The 14,949-nt window shown below is 69.3% G+C and carries 16 protein-coding genes and 2 tRNA genes; 8 read left to right on the top strand and 10 right to left on the bottom strand.

Annotated elements, in window-relative coordinates:
• Positions 1-6: 6 nt before the first annotated feature.
• The 3 genes from PIQ37_RS16595 to crp all read right to left on the bottom strand — a co-directional run bounded on the left by PIQ37_RS16595 (position 7) and on the right by crp (position 2,693).
• On the bottom strand, positions 7-1,023 hold the full coding sequence (locus tag PIQ37_RS16595) for a glycoside hydrolase family 5 protein (protein WP_342074297.1): 1,017 nt from the start codon (positions 1,021-1,023) through the stop codon (positions 7-9).
• A gap of 194 nt (positions 1,024-1,217) precedes the next feature.
• Entirely contained in the window at positions 1,218-1,976 is a 759-nt protein-coding gene (locus PIQ37_RS16590; protein WP_342074296.1) for a sulfite exporter TauE/SafE family protein, read from the bottom strand.
• A gap of 27 nt (positions 1,977-2,003) precedes the next feature.
• A complete protein-coding gene (crp, locus tag PIQ37_RS16585; protein ID WP_010341415.1) occupies positions 2,004-2,693 on the bottom strand; it encodes a cAMP-activated global transcriptional regulator CRP in 690 nt (229 codons plus the stop codon).
• Positions 2,694-2,840: 147 nt separating this feature from the next.
• Between crp and speD the strand changes: the two genes are divergently transcribed.
• Together speD and PIQ37_RS16575 are read left to right on the top strand one after the other, a co-directional pair.
• Positions 2,841-3,635 carry an adenosylmethionine decarboxylase gene (gene speD, locus PIQ37_RS16580; protein WP_017910332.1) on the top strand — a complete coding sequence of 265 codons (795 nt, stop codon included), beginning with the start codon at positions 2,841-2,843 and terminating at the stop codon, positions 3,633-3,635.
• A 116-nt stretch (positions 3,636-3,751) separates the two neighbouring features.
• Positions 3,752-4,069 (top strand): DMT family transporter, encoded by a 318-nt coding sequence (locus PIQ37_RS16575; protein WP_017910331.1) that lies wholly within the window; start codon positions 3,752-3,754, stop codon positions 4,067-4,069.
• Positions 4,070-4,092: 23 nt separating this feature from the next.
• Here the strand turns inward: PIQ37_RS16575 and PIQ37_RS16570 are convergent, their stop codons facing one another.
• Both PIQ37_RS16570 and coq7 read right to left on the bottom strand, forming a co-directional pair.
• Complete coding sequence (locus PIQ37_RS16570) at positions 4,093-4,557, bottom strand: hypothetical protein (RefSeq protein WP_017910330.1); 465 nt, start codon at positions 4,555-4,557, stop codon at positions 4,093-4,095.
• Positions 4,558-4,785: 228 nt separating this feature from the next.
• Entirely contained in the window at positions 4,786-5,430 is a 645-nt protein-coding gene (gene coq7 / locus PIQ37_RS16565; RefSeq protein ID WP_017913963.1) for a 2-polyprenyl-3-methyl-6-methoxy-1,4-benzoquinone monooxygenase, read from the bottom strand.
• Between the two features lie 214 nt (positions 5,431-5,644).
• Between coq7 and rplM the strand changes: the two genes are divergently transcribed.
• The gene (gene rplM / locus PIQ37_RS16560) at positions 5,645-6,073 is read left to right on the top strand and encodes a 50S ribosomal protein L13 (RefSeq protein WP_010341420.1); all 429 of its coding nucleotides are present in this window, start codon (positions 5,645-5,647) and stop codon (positions 6,071-6,073) included.
• A 2-nt stretch (positions 6,074-6,075) separates the two neighbouring features.
• Complete coding sequence (gene rpsI / locus PIQ37_RS16555) at positions 6,076-6,468, top strand: 30S ribosomal protein S9 (protein ID WP_342074295.1); 393 nt, start codon at positions 6,076-6,078, stop codon at positions 6,466-6,468.
• Positions 6,469-6,958: 490 nt separating this feature from the next.
• Here the strand turns inward: rpsI and PIQ37_RS16550 are convergent.
• A tRNA-Gln gene (locus tag PIQ37_RS16550) sits at positions 6,959-7,033 on the bottom strand.
• 41 nt (positions 7,034-7,074) lie between these two features.
• Positions 7,075-7,151, bottom strand: a tRNA-Met gene (locus tag PIQ37_RS16545).
• Positions 7,152-7,271: 120 nt separating this feature from the next.
• Between PIQ37_RS16545 and PIQ37_RS16540 the strand changes: the two genes are divergently transcribed.
• The 4 genes from PIQ37_RS16540 (at position 7,272) to PIQ37_RS16525 (ending at position 9,264) form a co-directional block, all read left to right on the top strand.
• Entirely contained in the window at positions 7,272-7,883 is a 612-nt protein-coding gene (locus PIQ37_RS16540; RefSeq protein WP_010341422.1) for an RNA pyrophosphohydrolase, read from the top strand.
• An 80-nt stretch (positions 7,884-7,963) separates the two neighbouring features.
• Positions 7,964-8,173, top strand: a complete 210-nt coding sequence (locus tag PIQ37_RS16535) for a (2Fe-2S)-binding protein (protein ID WP_017912292.1) — start codon at positions 7,964-7,966, stop codon at positions 8,171-8,173.
• A gap of 103 nt (positions 8,174-8,276) precedes the next feature.
• On the top strand, positions 8,277-8,747 hold the full coding sequence (gene bfr, locus PIQ37_RS16530; protein WP_017910327.1) for a bacterioferritin: 471 nt from the start codon (positions 8,277-8,279) through the stop codon (positions 8,745-8,747).
• Positions 8,748-8,832: 85 nt separating this feature from the next.
• Positions 8,833-9,264 (top strand): hypothetical protein, encoded by a 432-nt coding sequence (locus PIQ37_RS16525; protein ID WP_342074294.1) that lies wholly within the window; start codon positions 8,833-8,835, stop codon positions 9,262-9,264.
• 263 nt (positions 9,265-9,527) lie between these two features.
• On the opposite strand, the gene PIQ37_RS16520 is transcribed toward PIQ37_RS16525, so the two are convergent.
• From PIQ37_RS16520 to PIQ37_RS16510, 3 genes are read right to left on the bottom strand one after another with little or no spacing between them, the layout of a single operon-like run.
• Positions 9,528-12,194, bottom strand: coding sequence for a hybrid sensor histidine kinase/response regulator (locus tag PIQ37_RS16520; protein WP_342074293.1), 2,667 nt, complete (start codon positions 12,192-12,194; stop codon positions 9,528-9,530).
• 2 nt (positions 12,195-12,196) lie between these two features.
• Positions 12,197-14,131, bottom strand: coding sequence for an EAL domain-containing protein (locus PIQ37_RS16515; protein WP_342074292.1), 1,935 nt, complete (start codon positions 14,129-14,131; stop codon positions 12,197-12,199).
• Between the two features lie 41 nt (positions 14,132-14,172).
• Positions 14,173-14,802 (bottom strand): DUF4126 domain-containing protein, encoded by a 630-nt coding sequence (locus tag PIQ37_RS16510; protein WP_342074291.1) that lies wholly within the window; start codon positions 14,800-14,802, stop codon positions 14,173-14,175.
• Between the last annotated feature and the right edge of the window lie 147 nt (positions 14,803-14,949).

Genomic DNA, 14,949 nt, shown 5'->3' with positions numbered 1-14,949 from the left:
CGGCGATCAGCCGCCGGACTTGGCGTAAGCGCTGTCGCTGCCCACCAACGCATGGTGCAGCGGCGCGACCCATTGCCCGCGGTCGATGTCGTAGGCGCCGAAGCTGCCCTCGAACTCCCAGTAGGCCCAGGCGAAATAGCGTTTCTCGGCGGCGTTGACCACCGCCACCGTCCAGGCCAGCCGATCGGCGGGCGGTGCCTGCTCGTAGGCGCCGAACTCGCCCAGCAGCACCTGCCGATGGTGCGCCTTGGCCCAGGCCGCGATGCGGTCGAACTCGCCGTACAGCTTGGTCCGGTCGGCCGCGCTGCCCCAGGTCACGCCGGTGTGATCGCGGATGTCCGCAGGCGCCCACGGCGCGCCCTGGTGGGTGAAGCGGAACGGGTTGTAGTAGTGCACGGTGACCAGCAGGTGCGCATCGTCCTCGGGCAGGCGCAGACTGTCGAGCGCGGTGAAGGAATTGCTGCTGGCCGGGCCCACCACCACCGTGCGGGTCGGGTTGTCGCGGCGGATGATCTGCAGCGCATCGCGCAGCAGGTCGTTCCACACCGCGCTGGTCATCTGGCCATTGGGCTCGTTGAGGATCTCGAACAGCACCGATGGCGGCGCGTGGCGGTAGCGCGGGGCGATCTGGCTCCAGAACGCCAGCAGCCTGGTCCGGCACAGCGCGGCATCGGCGGCGCACGGGTGGAAGTCGTGTTCGTCCAGGATCACGTTCAGGCCCGCCGCGGTGGCCTGGTCGACCACCGTGTCCAGCGTCTTCAGCCAGGTCGGGTCGAGTCGGTTGTCCGCGTCCATGTGCGCGAAGGCCTGCAGGTTGACCCGGACCGTACGGAAGCCGCCGTCGCGGATCGTGTGGTACAGCGGCGGGCGGAAGCGCGCCTTCGCCGGGTCGTTCCACAGCGGGTCGTAGCCGAGGATGTTGACCCCGCGCCCGAGCCGGGCGAAGGCGTCGTCGGCCTGCGCGCGCGGCGACGGCAGCGCCAGGCACAGCAAGGCCAGGAAGAGCGGAAGGGCACGGCGCATGGCGGTCTCGCGGGGCAGGGGAGTGGCGCGACGCACAGCCATCGGTGGCAGCGTCCCGCCCGCGATCATCGCGCGGCCCGCCCCGGCAAAAGCAAACGCGGCCTGACCGCAGATCGGATCACCAGCGCAACGGCTTCAGGCGCCGCGGAGACCGCCTTTGCGAATCCCCAATCCCGACTCCCAAATCCCGGGCGTCAGCCCACCCACCGATACAGCGCCCCACCCACCTGATACAGGCTGATGCCCAGCACCAGCAGGCCCACCGCCACCAGCACCCAGCGCTCGCGCACGCGCTTGACCAGCAGCGCCGCCAGCGGCGCGGCGAGCATGCCGCCGACCAGCAGGCCGAGCACGATGTCCAGGTGCTGCAGGCCCATGGTCAGCAGGAAGGTCAGCGAGATCGACAGCGTCACCAGGAACTCGGCGGCGTTGACCGTGCCGATGGTGGTGCGGGCCTGGCCGCCATGGGCGAGCAGGGTCGAGGTTGCCACCGGGCCCCAGCCGCCACCGCCGCTGGCGTCCAGCAGGCCGGCGACGAAGCCCAGCAGCGGCACCCGCCGCACCTCGCGGCGCGGCAGCGCACGGCCGGCCGCGCGCAGCAGGATCAGCACCGCCAGGGCCAGCAGATACAGATAGACGAAGGGGCGGATCAGCTCGCCCGGCAACTGGGTCAGCACGTAGGCGCCGGCGACCCCGCCGACCATGCCCGGCAGCGCCAGGCGCAGGAACAGCCGCTTGTCGACGTTGCCCAGGGCCAGGTGCGACAGACCCGAGGCGCCGGTGGTGAACACCTCGGCGCTGTGCACGCTGGCGCTGACCACCGCCGGCGGCAGGCCCAGGCTCAGTAGGACCGAGGACGAGACCAGGCCGAAAGCCATGCCCAGCGCGCCATCCACCAGCTGGGCGGCCAGGCCGACCAGCACGAACCAGTAGAAGGTCTCGCTCAGCACCATGGTGCCGGGCCTATCGACCCATGGCGGTCAGCGCGCGCCGTACAGCACCACGGTCTTGCCGCGGGCGTGCAGGATGCCGTCGACCTGCAGCTTCTTCAGCACCCGACCGGCCATCTCGCGCGAGCAGCCGACCAGCCGCGCCAGTTCCTGCCGCGACACGCGCAACTGCATGCCCTGCGGGTGGCTCATCGCCTCCGGCTCCTGCGCCAGGTCGTGCAGGGTGCGCACGATGCGGTCGGTGACGTCCAGGAACGCCAGGCGGCTGGCCTTGCGCGAGGTGTCCAGCAGGCGCTTGGACAGCTGCACGCCGATCGCGTACAGCACCCGCGGCGCATCGGACGACAGCGAGCCCAGGAACAGCTGGTGCAGGCGCTCGTAGCTGATCTCGGCCAGTTCGCAGGGTGTACGGGTGCGCAGGATCACCTCGCGCTGGTCGGACTCGATGAACAGGCCCATCTCGCCGACGAACTCGCCGCTGCCGAAATAGCCCAGCACCAACTCGCGGTCGTCATCTTCCTCGGCGATGATGCTGACCGAGCCGCTGACGACGTAGTACAGGGTGCCGGCCGGATCGCCTGGCCTGAACACGTCCGTCCGCGCCGGATAGCGGCGACGGTGGCTGTGGGCCAGGAAGCGGTCGATGGTGGCGGTGTCCAACGTCAAAGGACTTGGAGCGATGCGCACAGGTGCTGCAGTGGATGTGTTTCCGGGGCTCATGGCGGCTTCGCTACGGCGTAATTCCCGAAGCTTAACGGGACGCGTTCGCGGCGGCAAACAAGAGACGGACGCCACGTTTCGCAGCGCGGCCATTTGGCTCATAATTGATTGGCTTTCCCCCCGACCCACTTCCAGAGGATCCACGCCGTGGTCAAGCCGTTGCCTCGCCTGAGGCTGCAAGGTTTCAACAACCTCACCAAGGCGTTGAGCTTCAACATCTACGACGTCTGCTACGCGATCTCCGAAGAGGAGCGCCAGCGCTACATCGAGTACATCGACGAGCAGTACGACGCCGACCGCCTGACCCAGATCCTCACCGATGTGGCCGAGATCATCGGCGCCAACATCCTCAACATCGCGCGCCAGGACTACGATCCGCAGGGCGCCTCGGTGACGATCCTGATCTCCGAGGAGCCGGTCATCGACAAGAAGGCGGCGGGCAAGGAGATCATTTCCGATGCCGTGGTCGCGCACATGGACAAGAGCCACATCACCGTCCATACCTACCCGGAAACCCATCCGCAGCACGGTATCGCCACGTTCCGCGCCGACATCGATGTCGCCACCTGCGGCGTGATTTCGCCGCTGAAGGCCCTCAATTACCTGATCGAGAGCCTGGAATCGGACATCGTGATCATGGACTACCGCGTGCGCGGCTTCACCCGCGACGTGAAGGGCAAGAAGCACTACATCGACCACAAGATCAACTCGATCCAGAACTTCCTGGCCAAGAACGTCAAGTCGCGCTACGAGATGTTCGACGTCAACGTCTATCAGGAGAACATCTTCCACACCAAGATGCACCTGAAGGACTTCGACCTGGACCAGTACCTGTTCGAGGAAAAGGCCAAGAACCTCTCGTTCAAGGAGCGCATGCGCATCGAGGCGCTGCTCAAGCGCGAGATCGAGGAGCTGTTTCACGGGCGCAACCTGTCCGAGTAAGCGCTCCATACCGGCGGGACGGCCCGCCCGCAGCACGCGCTGCGACCCCTGCCGACGGCGGCCCGATGTGCAGACATCGGGCCGTTTTCGTTTTCATTTGTCTACGGAGAAAGACAATGCCCTGGATCTACCTGCTGCTCGCCGGTCTGTTCGAGATCGGTTTCGCCCTCGGCCTCAAGTACAGCGAAGGCTTCACCCGGCCGTGGCCGACCGTGGCCACCCTGGCCGGTGCGGGCCTGAGCCTGTGGCTGCTGACCCAGGCGCTCAAGCACATCCCGCTGGGCACCGCCTATGCGATCTGGACCGGGATCGGTGCGCTGGGCACGGCCGTGCTCGGCATCGCCCTGTTCGGCGACAGCGCCTCGCCGGCGCGGCTGGCCTGCATCGGCCTGATCGTGGTCGGGGTGATTGGCCTGAAGCTGGTCGGGCACTGAGCGCAGCCCGCGCGAGCGTGGCCTCAGGCGGCGGCGATGCGGCGCCGGGTCAGCACCCGGCCGATCAGCAGCCGGTGCGCGACCACCGCCAGCAGGGCGGCGATCGACAGCGCGATCAGCGCGCGGGTGAACACGCTGCCGAGGTTGCCGGCGTGCTGCAGCTGGTCCAGGCGCCCGAAGCGTGCGGGATCGGCATTGGCGTAGGCGATCTCGACCGTGGCGCCGTCCAGCAGCAACGGCGCGGCCTCCGCGCCGCTGGCCTCGAAGGCGCCGCTGTGCAGGCGGCCCTTGCTCTCGAACACATAGTGGAAGCGGTAGCGCACCAGTGGCTCGGTCTGCACGCCGAAGGCGCCGTCGGCGATCACCGGGACGGTGGCGACGGAATGGTCGCGCAGGATCGCGCTGGCCTGGCGGTAGTCGCCGAGCAGGTGATGCAGCAGGGCGCCGCCGCCGATCGCGAACAGGGTCGCGAACAGCAGGCGCGACAACCAGCGGGTCCGGGGCGATGGCAGATGGGGCGAGGATGCGGGCATGACAGTCTGCAGGCGGAGCGCACGCGGGCGTGGCTCGGCACGGGTACATCGGTGGCTGCGGCACATGGCGATACCGCAGCCGGAACGGCGTGCGCCGACGTGGAATCAGTCAGCGTTCGTTCACTTTAACGCGATCGGCCCGGCAATGCCAGCCGGGGTGGCATCGGCCCGACCGGCGGGCGGCTACAGCCGATAGGCGACGGCCTTCATCAGCCGCGAGGCGGCGGCCATGACCGTGGGGATCGGCGGCGGCAGGCGCCGCGCCCCGGCCTGTTCGGCATGCTCGGCGTGGCGTGCCTCGTCGGCCTTCATCACTGTCAGCACGTCGCGGCTGCGCAGGTCCGCCGGCGGCAGGGTCTGCAGGTGTTCGTCCAGGTGTGCCTCGACCTGGCGCTCGGTCTCGACCACGAAGCCCAGGTTCCAGCCGTCGCCGCGCAGCCCGGCCAGGGTGCCGATCGCGTAGCTGCCGGCGTACCACAGCGGGTTGAACAGGCTGGGGCGGCTGTCCAGTTCGCGCAGCCGTGCCGCGCACCAGGCCAGGTGGTCGGTCTCTTCCTGCGCCGCCTCCAGCAGGTGCGCACGGGTGGCCGGATCGCGCGCGACCGCGGCCTGGCCGAAATACAGGCCCTGCGCGCAGACCTCGCCGACGTGGTTGATGCGCATCAGGCCGGCGGCGTGGCGGCGCTCGTCCGGCGCCAGCACCACGTCGGCGGTGGCCGCGGCGGGGTAGGGGCGCTGCGCCGGCGGGTCGCCGAACACGGTTTCCAGCGCGCGCTGGGCCTCGACCAGGGCACGATCGAGCGGGGAATGCTGGCGGCTGGCGGTCATGGGGGACGCCCGGAAGCGGTGGGCCCTCGATTTTCGCCGCCGGCCGGTGTGCTGCCAAGCGCGCCACCGACCCTGGCACCGCAGGTCTGGGGCGGACTTGCGCGCGGCGGCCGGGCCACGTAGAATTTCGCCTCTTGCGTTTTTGCAATTCACAACGCGTGGCAAAGTTCCGGCCGTTCGCTGCAGGAATCCGCCCGACCAACCGAGTCTGATCATGAGCACCTTCACTGCTAAGTCCGAGACCGTCCAGCGCGACTGGTATCTCGTCGACGCCGCCGGCAAAACGCTGGGCCGGCTTTCCACCGAACTGGCCCGCCGCCTGCGCGGCAAGCACAAGCCGGTCTACACCCCGCACGTCGATACCGGCGATTACCTGGTGGTGATCAACGCCGAGAAGATCGTCGTCACCGGCAACAAGCTCAAGGACAAGAAGTACCACCGCTTCACCGGCTACATCGGCAACCTGAAGACCGAGAGCCTGGAGCAGGCGCTGGAGCGCCACCCGGAGCGCGTGATCGAAATCGCGGTCAAGGGCATGCTGCCCAAGGGCCCGCTGGGCCGCGCGATGTACCGCAAGCTCAAGGTCTATTCCGGTGCGGAGCATCCGCACGCCGCTCAGCAGCCGCAGGTTCTGGATATCTAATCATGGCGATTTCGCAAAACTACGGCACTGGCCGCCGCAAGTCCTCCACCGCCCGCGTGTTCCTGCGCAAGGGCACCGGCAACATCTCCGTCAACGGCCGTCCGCTGGACGAGTTCTTCGGTCGCGAGACTGCGCGCATGATCGTGCGCCAGCCGCTGGAACTGACCAAGAACACCGAGAGCTTCGACATCCTGGTCACCGCCAGCGGCGGCGGCACCACCGGCCAGGCCGGTGCGATCCGTCTGGGCATCGCCCGTGCGCTGGTCGAGTACGACGAAACCCTGAAGACCGAGCTGCGCAAGGCCGGCTTCATGACCCGCGACGCCCGCGAAGTCGAGCGTAAGAAGGTCGGTCTGCACAAGGCCCGTCGCGCCACCCAGTTCTCCAAGCGCTGATCCACCGCGCCTGGCGTGGGCTCCCTCGGGAGCCCGCTGGGGACCAAGCAAAAGCCCGGCTTCGGCCGGGCTTTTGTCGTTTGGGGTCCATGGTTTGTGCTGTCTAGCGGCATGTGCGCGCCGCCGCGGGTTTGGCGCGAACAGTATTCGGGCGATTGCCCGTCTGGCTTGGGGACTCGGCGTCGCCGCAAAAGATTCATGTCTGCAGAGCTACAAGTCTGCAGAGCCAGGGCCGAGTGTGTCTCGTCGGCACGGGGCGGATGAGTTCGTTTCCCGTCAGCTCCCGCTTCGGTGGATCGAATTCCATCTGGTGGAGTAGCCCCCTTGGAGTCCAAGGGGGCGCGCCGACAGGCGCGGGGATGTGGAGGCGGAAGGCCGGGGCCCGCGCCTTGCGCAGCAAGGCGTGGGGCGCAGGCGCTGCGCGCCTGCGCGAACCCGCAGCCAAACACACAAAAAAGGCCGATCGAAAGATCGGCCTTTTTTGTGTGTTTGGCTGCCCCGGATGGATTCGAACCACCGAATGCCTGAGTCAGAGTCAGGTGCCTTACCGCTTGGCGACGGGGCAATGTGGACTGCAAGTATCGCACGCCTTGGGCGTACACACCATGGTGGCTATGGGTGGACTCGAACCACCGACCCCAGCATTATGAGTGCTGTGCTCTAACCGGCTGAGCTACATAGCCCTGGTGAACCGCCAATTCTTATGGAGAAGCGGGCGGCTGTCAACGGGTTTCTGCGCTGCTTGTGGCCCGGCCGCAGCCATGGCAGAGTCGGAGCCAGTAGATTTTTCAGGAGTCCGCATCGTGATCGATCCGGACGGCTATCGACCGAACGTAGGCATCGTGCTGATGCGGCCGGATGGTCAGGTGTTCTGGGCACGCCGTGTGCGCCGGGACGGCTGGCAGTTCCCGCAAGGCGGCATGAACACCGACGAGACCCCGGTGGAGGCCATGTACCGCGAGTTGCGCGAAGAAACCGGGCTGTTGCCCGAGCATGTGGAAGTGCTCGGCGCCACCCCCGGTTGGCTGCGCTATCGCCTGCCCAGCCGGGCCATCCGCCGCAACGAACGCCAGGTCTGCATCGGCCAGAAGCAGGTCTGGTTCCTGTTGCGGATGCAGTGCGACGAGAGCCAGCTCAATCTGGAACTGACCGAGACGCCGGAATTCGACCACTGGCGCTGGGTCGATTTCTGGTACCCGGTGGAGCACGTCGTGCTGTTCAAGCGCGGGGTCTACGCGCGGGCGCTGCGCCACCTGGCGCCGCTGGCGCAGACCATCGCTGGCGCCGGCATCCGCGCCATGCCGACCCTGGCCCAGGAGGCCTGGCTGCCGGGCAATACGGCGGGCCACGAGCGGCCGCGCAAGCGTCCACGCAAGCGCGGCGGGCCCTGGGCGGCGCGGATTAATAACGATTAACGGGCGGAATTGACAACCATTCTCACTTTGGTTTGAATGGGCGCCAGGCGCAGTCCGCGCCGTCCGCCGCCAAGCCCGCCGTGTACGTCTGCATCTGCAATGGGGTCACCGATCGCCAGATCCGAGAAGCCGCCGAAGCCGGCTGCCGCAGCGTGTCCGAACTGACCATGCGCACGGGCTGCGGGGCCACCTGCGGCTCCTGCCTGGACATGGCCGGCGACCTGCTGGAGCGCGCGCTGAGCCGCGAGCTGCCGTTGCCGGTGCTGGGCGGCCTGGCCCGCGCCGCCTGAGGCCGTCGCCGCGCTGCAGCGCGGGATGATCACGATTCGCGTTCCTTCACGTCGCAGCGCGATTCGCTAGAGTCTGCGCTTTCCGGCTTACGCGAGCGATGCAATGAAGGGCGACAGCAAAGTCATCGAGTTCCTCAACAAGGTCCTCTACAACGAGCTGACCGCGATCAACCAGTACTTCCTGCACGCCAAGATGCTGAAGAACTGGGGTCTGAAGGAACTGGCCGAGCACGAGTACAAGGAATCCATCGACGAGATGAAGCACGCCGACAAGCTGGCGGACCGCATCCTCTTCCTCGAGGGGCTCCCCAACTTCCAGGCGTTGGGCAAGCTGCGCATCGGCGAGAACCCCAAGGAAATCCTCGAGTGCGACCTGGCGCTGGAGCAGGACGGCACGGTCACCCTGCGCGAAGGCATCGCCTACGCCGAATCGATCCAGGACTACGTCAGCCGCCAGTTGCTGGCCGACATCCTGGAATCGGAAGAAGAGCACATCGACTGGCTGGAAACGCAGCTCGACCTGATCGACCGGATCGGCGAGCCGAACTACCTGCTGACCAAGCTCGACGACTGAGTCGTCGACGCATGACGCCGCGGCGCTGGCCTGTGTCCGCGCCGCGCAGGATGTTGTTCGCTCTGCGCTCCGGGATGGCGCTGACATGTCCGGAATGGCGCTGACATGCACGTGTAGGAGCGGCTTCAGCCGCGACGCGTGGCGGAAGGTCGCCGCTGATCCCGTGCTGTGGCACATGCTGCTTCTGCGCGAGTCCATGGTGACGACATGGCATCCGCATCGTGCGACGTTGCTTTTTCTGTTGGAACGGCTTCCGCCGCGACGCGTTGCAGGCCGAAAGTCGCCGCCGATCCCGAACAGCAGCACATGCCGCTCCTGCGAATCCCTATGGCCGACATGGCATCGGCGTCGCACGACGTCGCTCTCCTGTGGGAGCGGCTTCAGCCGCGACGCGTTGATGGTGATCGTCGCGACTGAAGCCATTTCTGCACGCACCGGGCAGGCGGCGACTGCGGCGGTACGGCGCAAGCGCAGCGAGACCTTCCTGTGCGGATCAACCGCAATACTTTGCTGCTGAATCTCGCGCGTCCTATGCGCGTGATCGCACGCGGAGCATGCGCCTTGGAAAAGGTCATGCTGCACCACGACGCCTTCATGCACAGCGCCAGTGTGCTGTAGGAGCGGCTTCAGCCGCGATGGCGTCACCGATAACGTCCTGTCGCGGCTGAAGCCGCTCCTACGAGAGAGGCACCAGGCCGTGCGTCGATGTCTTCGATGCACTGTGGCCGGGTCTTGCGGGCGATCGTGTCGCCTGCAGACGCGCCGTAGTGCGATACCGCGCTAGGGTGCGGCGGGTTCGGTGGTGTCGCGGACACTGGCGCGGTAGCCGTTCAGCGCCAGGCGCGCGCGCGCGAATTCGGCGATCACCAGGGCGACCGCGACCACCGGACGATCCAACGTGCCGGTGCGCACGCCCGACTCGATGCGCAGCGCCGCCGCCGACAGCGCCAGCGCGCCGAGGTTGGCGGCCGAGGACTTCAGCGTGTGCGCGGCCTCGCGCAGCGCGTCGCTCTGCGCCGTCGCCGCAGCCTGCTCCAGGCGCTGGATCAGCAGCGGCGCATCGGCCAGGAACAGTTCGACGATCTGCGCCACGCTGGCCGAGCCGATGACCTCGCGCAACTCGTCGAGCACGGCGATCTCCAGCACCGGCGCCGGCACCGCTGATGGCGGTTCCGGATCGTCTGCCTCCGGCGCGGCGAGCGGCGGCGTCGACGTTGCGGTGGCGCCGCGCGATGCCGCGTCTTGTTCCAGCGCAGGCACTGCCGGGGGGGCGTCGAGCGTGGCGTGATCGGGCGATGGCATCGAGGCGGTCGACGTGGTGGTGGTGGGGCTGGACGCCGTGGCAGCGTCCGCCGTGTGCATGAAGGGGTGGCGGGTGTCCTGCGATTCGACATGCATCGCGTCGGCAAGCACATCTGCCGCTGGCCCGCTGGCGATCGTCGCGGACCCGTTCACGGCTGCATCCGCCTCCGGCGCGGCCGCCGGCTGCGCCGGCAGCCAGCGCTGCAGGCAGTCCTCCAGCCGCGCGCGGTCGAGCGGCTTGGACAGGTAGTCGTCCATGCCGGCATCGAGGCAGCGCTGGCGGTCGCCGGCCATCGCATTGGCGGTCATCGCCACGATCGGCAGGCGCGGCCGCGACGCATCGGCCTCGCGCTGGCGCCACTGCCGGGTAGCGGCGTAGCCGTCCAGCACCGGCATCTGGCAGTCCATCATCACCAGGTCGTACGGCTGCAGCGACAACTGGGCCAATGCGGCGGCGCCGTCCTCGACGCTGTCGGCGTGGTGGCCGAGCGATTCCAGCAGCCGCCGCGCCACCATCAGGTTGACCGGATTGTCCTCGACCAGCAGCAGACGGTAGCCGCTGCGCGGCGGCGGCGCGTCGGCCACGATGGTCGTCGGTTCCGCGGCGCGGGCCGGTGCGGGCGCGTCCATGACGTCCGTCGCGAAGGCATCGTGGTAGAACGCGTCGGCGGTGTCGGCGCCATCGCCAGTGGTGTCGCTGGCCAGGCTCGGCGTCGCCGGGGCCAGCGCCAGCATGCTGCGCAGGTCGATGTCGGCGGCCTGCCGCGACAGCAGCGCGCCGTGCGCGCGGATTTCCTCGGGAATGTCGGCCTCGCCGTACAGCCAGATCAGCCGCGCGGTCTGTGGCGCCGGCAGGCGCGCCACCGCGCGTTGCAGGGCGCGCGCGCTCTGCCGCAGGCCATCCAGGTCGCCGATCACCAGATCGTAGGTCGGGCGCACGCTACCGCCACTGCCGTTGCCGCGCAGCCGCTCCAGCGCCTCCTGGGTCGAATCGACCTTGCTCACCTGCACGCCCCAGTTCGGCAGCAGCACGCCCAGGCGCTGCTGCAGGCGCTGGTCGGCGCCGACCAGCAGCGCATGCAGCCGCGGCAGGCCGCCCGGATTCTGCGGCAGGTCGCCGATCACCTTCAGCAGCGGGATCTCGAACCAGAACGTGGCGCCCTGGCCCTGCCGCGACGCCACGCCGATGCGCCCGCCCATCAGCTCGACGATGCGCTTGCAGATGGTCAGGCCCAGCCCGGTGCCGCCGTACAGGCGGGTGGTGGAGGCGTCGGCTTGCGTGAACGCCTGGAACAGATGCTCCTGGCGCTCGGCGCTGATGCCGATGCCGGTGTCGCGTACCTCGAAGCGCAGCAGGTGCTGTGCCGGGGTTTCGCCGAGCCGGCGCACGCCCAGGTCGATGCCGCCGCGCGCGGTGAACTTGACCGCGTTGCCGAGCAGGTTGCTCAGCACCTGGCGCAGGCGCACCGGATCGCCGCGCACCGGCAGGCGCACCGCCGGGTCCAGTTGCAGCGCCATGCGCAGGCCCTTGGCCTCGGCTGCGCGCTGCATCAGCTCCAGCACGCCGTCGAGCAGTTCGCGCAGGTTGAAGGTGGTGATCTCCAGCTCCAGCCGGTTCGCTTCCAGCTTGGAGTAATCGAGGATGTCGTCGACGATGCGCAGCAGTTGCAGCGAGGAGGTGTTGGCCGCGCGCAGCATCTCGCGCTGGTCCAGGCCGAGCGGGCCGCGCCCGATCAGTTCCAGCATCGGGATGATGCCGTTGAGCGGGGTGCGGATCTCGTGGCTCATCGTCGCCAGGAACTCGCCCTTGGCCAGCACGGCGGCCTCGGCGGCCTGCTTGGCCTGCAGCAGTTCCTGTTCCAGCCGTTCGCGCACGTGCACGTCGTGTTGCAGGGCGTTGCGCTCGGACTCGGCCAGCGCGGCACGCGCCAGCGCCGCATCCAGGCGTTCGATCTGCTGGCGCGCGCGGCAGCCAGCCAGGGTGGCCAGCGCCGCGGCGGCGGCCATGCACAGCGGCGCCAGCCAATGCCACAGCGGCGGCAACGGCAGCGCCAGCGGCGGCAGCGCCAGCAAGGTGCCGGCGACGGCGAGCGCCGCGGCGAAGGTCGCCGGCCGCGGAACGGGCCGACGTCTGCGGTCGGACATGGCTAGAGCACCGCGTTCTGGAAGTCGAAGTTCAGCTGGTCGCCGACCGACTGCACCAGGTTGCCCTGGATGAAGTCGACTCCGCCCATCCACATCGCGGCCGCGGCCTGCGCCTGTTCGATCTGCTGGCCGATGATCAGCAGGCCGGCGCGGTGCGCCAGGTCGATGGTGGCGCGCAGCTGGTCGCGCAGTTCGGGATCGGCATGCGCGCCGGCGAAGCGCGCCGACAGGCGCAGATAGCCCAGCGGCAGATGCGCCAGCAGCGCTTCGGCCTCGGCGCCGGGTTCGAACTGGCTGATGCAGAACTGCACGCCCAGCGGCATCAGCCGTGCGCAGAACTGCTGCAGCGTGGCGGTGTGGACCAGCGCATCGTCCAGGCGCAGGTCGATCACCAGCGAGGTGCCGGTGACGCTGCGCCGGCCGATGGTGTCGATCAGCCACTCGGCGAAGGCGGTGCGCGCCAGCGTGCGCGTGGACTGCGAGACGAACAGGCGCAGCGGCGGAGTGGCGTGCTGGTACAGATGCAGCAGGCCCAGCGCGTGGTCCAGCACCTGCTGGTCGAGGTCGGCGAGGCGTCCGCCGGCCTCGGCGGCCGGCAGCACCTGGCCGGCCGAGAGCAGGCTGCCGTCGCGCTGGCGCAGGCGCAGCAGCACCTGGTACTGGGCGATGTCGCCGCCGGCGACGGCGACGATCGGCTGGTAGGCCGGTTCCAGTTGTCCCTCCAGCATCGCGATGCGCTGCAGGTCCTCGTCCGTGCGCGGCGGCACGTAGGCGGCGATGCTCTGCGGATGCAGCCGCGCCTGCAGCGCGGTGCGCTCGACCGCTTCGAGCGCGCTGCCGGCGTCCTCGAAGCCATGGCCGAAGTCGGCGTAGCCGATCGCGCAGCGCAGGTGCAGCGCCTCGTCCTCGCGCAACGGGAAGGCGTGGCCGGACAGGGTGTCGCGCAGGCTCTGCGCGCGTTGCCGCTGCGCGTCGGCATCGGCGTCGTCGGCCAGCAGCAGGAAGCTGTTGTCGTTGAGCCGCGCCAGCGGCTGCGGCGCGGTGATGCCGGCCAGGCGGCGCCCGGCCTGCACCATCAGCCGCTCGAACGCGGCGTAGCCATAGCGTTCGCGCAGGCCGAGCGCGCTGGCGATCTCGATGAAGTACAGGCTGCCGGGGCGGCGCGCGCGCAGCGTCGTGTCCAGCAACTGCAGCACATGGGCGCGGGTCGGCAGGCCGGTCTCGGGATTGTTCAGCGGCACCGCCTCGGCGTGGCCTTGCTGGGCCTGCTGGCGGGCGCGGCGGATGCGGTTGGAGACCGCGGCGATCAGGTGCCGCGGCCGGATCGGCTTGGTCAGGAAGTCGTCGGCGCCGCTGTCGAGCACTTCGTATTCCAGCTCCGGATCGGCGTCGCCGGACAGGAACACGATCGGCAGCAGTTGGTGCTGCGGCTGCTGGCGGATCAGCGCGGTCAGGCGCATGCCGTCCAGTCCCGGCATGTGCAGGTCCATCAGGATCAGGTCCGGCCGGTAGTCGACGATGGCCTGCTGCACGCCTTCGGCCTGCATCTGCACCTGCGCATGCATGCCGGCGCCATGCAGCACGCTCTGCGCAAACAGCGCCTGCGCGCGGTCGTCCTCGACGATCAGCACGCGGTACGGCGCGGCCGCGGCCTGTGCGGCGGGATCGGAGGCGGCGTCGGCGACGACGAAGGCGGCCGCGTTGGCGTCGGCCGTGTCGTCGTCGTGCTCGCTGCCGGCCAGCGGCATGGCGGCTGCCGCCAGTTCGGTGGGCACCGGATGGGCCATGCCGTCACCGGCGGCGGGATCGCCGGGCGCCGCGCGCTGCGCATCGCCGACCCAGCGCCGCCAGTAGTGCGGCGGCGGGGTCTCGGCGCGGACATGGCGCGCGCGCGCGTCCTCGCGATGGGAAAGCGGAGCGGTGTCGTTGGCGGGCATCGCGTCTGGTTCCTGGGGCGCGTCCAATTATGCGACGAAGTTCACGATGGCTGTGCGCCGGGCTGCGAGGGGGGGCCGGCCGTCGCTGTCGGCGAGGCCAGCAGGCGGCGCATGCCCCGCCACAGCAGGCGCCACGTCCACCACACCAGCAACGCGCCGAGCGCGCTCGCCGCCAGCACGACGGCCAGCGCCAGCCACGGGTGCGCGAGGGCCAGGGCCAGCGCGGCGATCACCACCGAATCCTCGGCCAGCGAGGCGATCCAGTTGCTGGCCGGTTCCGGCGAGGTGTTGAGCAGGGCGCGGGTGCCGGCCTTGAGCGCGTGGCTGGTCAGCGCCACGCCGGCGCCGGTGGCCAGCGCGCCGGCGCTCAGCTGGCCGTCGGGCGAAAGCGTGGCCGCGGCCAGGAAGGCGCCGGCCGGAATCCGGGTCAGGGTCTGCAGCAGGTCCCACACCGAATCCACGCCGGGGATCTTGTCGGCGAAGAACTCGGCCAGCGCCAGCGCGCCGGAGGTGCCGAGCACCCACCACGACTGCGTCGCCTGCAGCGCCGGCGGCAGCTCCAGCCAGCCGAGCAGGCCGGCCAGGCCGATGCCGAACACGGTGAGGTAGACGCGGATGCCGGCCAGCCAGGCCAGCAGGATGCCGATTACGAAGAGATGGGCGTCGGTCATGGCAGGCGCTCCTGCAACTGCACGGATGCCGGCCACTATCGGCCAAGCCCGCCACGAAGGCCAGCCCGCGGCGCGGGCCGGCCGCGCAGTCCGGCGCCGCTCAGGAGGGTGGCTTACACTAGGTGGCCCAGCAGGCCGACCCGCGAG

Source organism: Xanthomonas protegens, assembly GCF_038442435.1.
Classification (GTDB): domain Bacteria; phylum Pseudomonadota; class Gammaproteobacteria; order Xanthomonadales; family Xanthomonadaceae; genus Xanthomonas_A; species Xanthomonas_A sontii.
The sequence above is the reverse complement of the archived record's forward strand: the minus strand, read 5'-3'. Positions and strand labels throughout refer to the sequence as shown.

Excerpts from the sequence above, each read along its gene's own strand:
- rplM (WP_010341420.1), top strand. The coding sequence starts at position 5,645 with ATGAGCACCTTCACTGCTAAGTCCGAGACCGTCCAGCGCGACTGGTAT.
- PIQ37_RS16515 (WP_342074292.1), bottom strand. The coding sequence starts at position 14,131 with ATGCCCGCCAACGACACCGCTCCGCTTTCCCATCGCGAGGACGCGCGC.
- PIQ37_RS16590 (WP_342074296.1), bottom strand. The coding sequence starts at position 1,976 with ATGGTGCTGAGCGAGACCTTCTACTGGTTCGTGCTGGTCGGCCTGGCC.
- bfr (WP_017910327.1), top strand. The coding sequence starts at position 8,277 with ATGAAGGGCGACAGCAAAGTCATCGAGTTCCTCAACAAGGTCCTCTAC.
- PIQ37_RS16595 (WP_342074297.1), bottom strand. The coding sequence starts at position 1,023 with ATGCGCCGTGCCCTTCCGCTCTTCCTGGCCTTGCTGTGCCTGGCGCTG.
- crp (WP_010341415.1), bottom strand. The coding sequence starts at position 2,693 with ATGAGCCCCGGAAACACATCCACTGCAGCACCTGTGCGCATCGCTCCA.
- PIQ37_RS16525 (WP_342074294.1), top strand. The coding sequence starts at position 8,833 with ATGTCCGGAATGGCGCTGACATGCACGTGTAGGAGCGGCTTCAGCCGC.
- PIQ37_RS16575 (WP_017910331.1), top strand. The coding sequence starts at position 3,752 with ATGCCCTGGATCTACCTGCTGCTCGCCGGTCTGTTCGAGATCGGTTTC.
- rpsI (WP_342074295.1), top strand. The coding sequence starts at position 6,076 with ATGGCGATTTCGCAAAACTACGGCACTGGCCGCCGCAAGTCCTCCACC.
- PIQ37_RS16510 (WP_342074291.1), bottom strand. The coding sequence starts at position 14,802 with ATGACCGACGCCCATCTCTTCGTAATCGGCATCCTGCTGGCCTGGCTG.
- PIQ37_RS16520 (WP_342074293.1), bottom strand. The coding sequence starts at position 12,194 with ATGTCCGACCGCAGACGTCGGCCCGTTCCGCGGCCGGCGACCTTCGCC.
- coq7 (WP_017913963.1), bottom strand. The coding sequence starts at position 5,430 with ATGACCGCCAGCCGCCAGCATTCCCCGCTCGATCGTGCCCTGGTCGAG.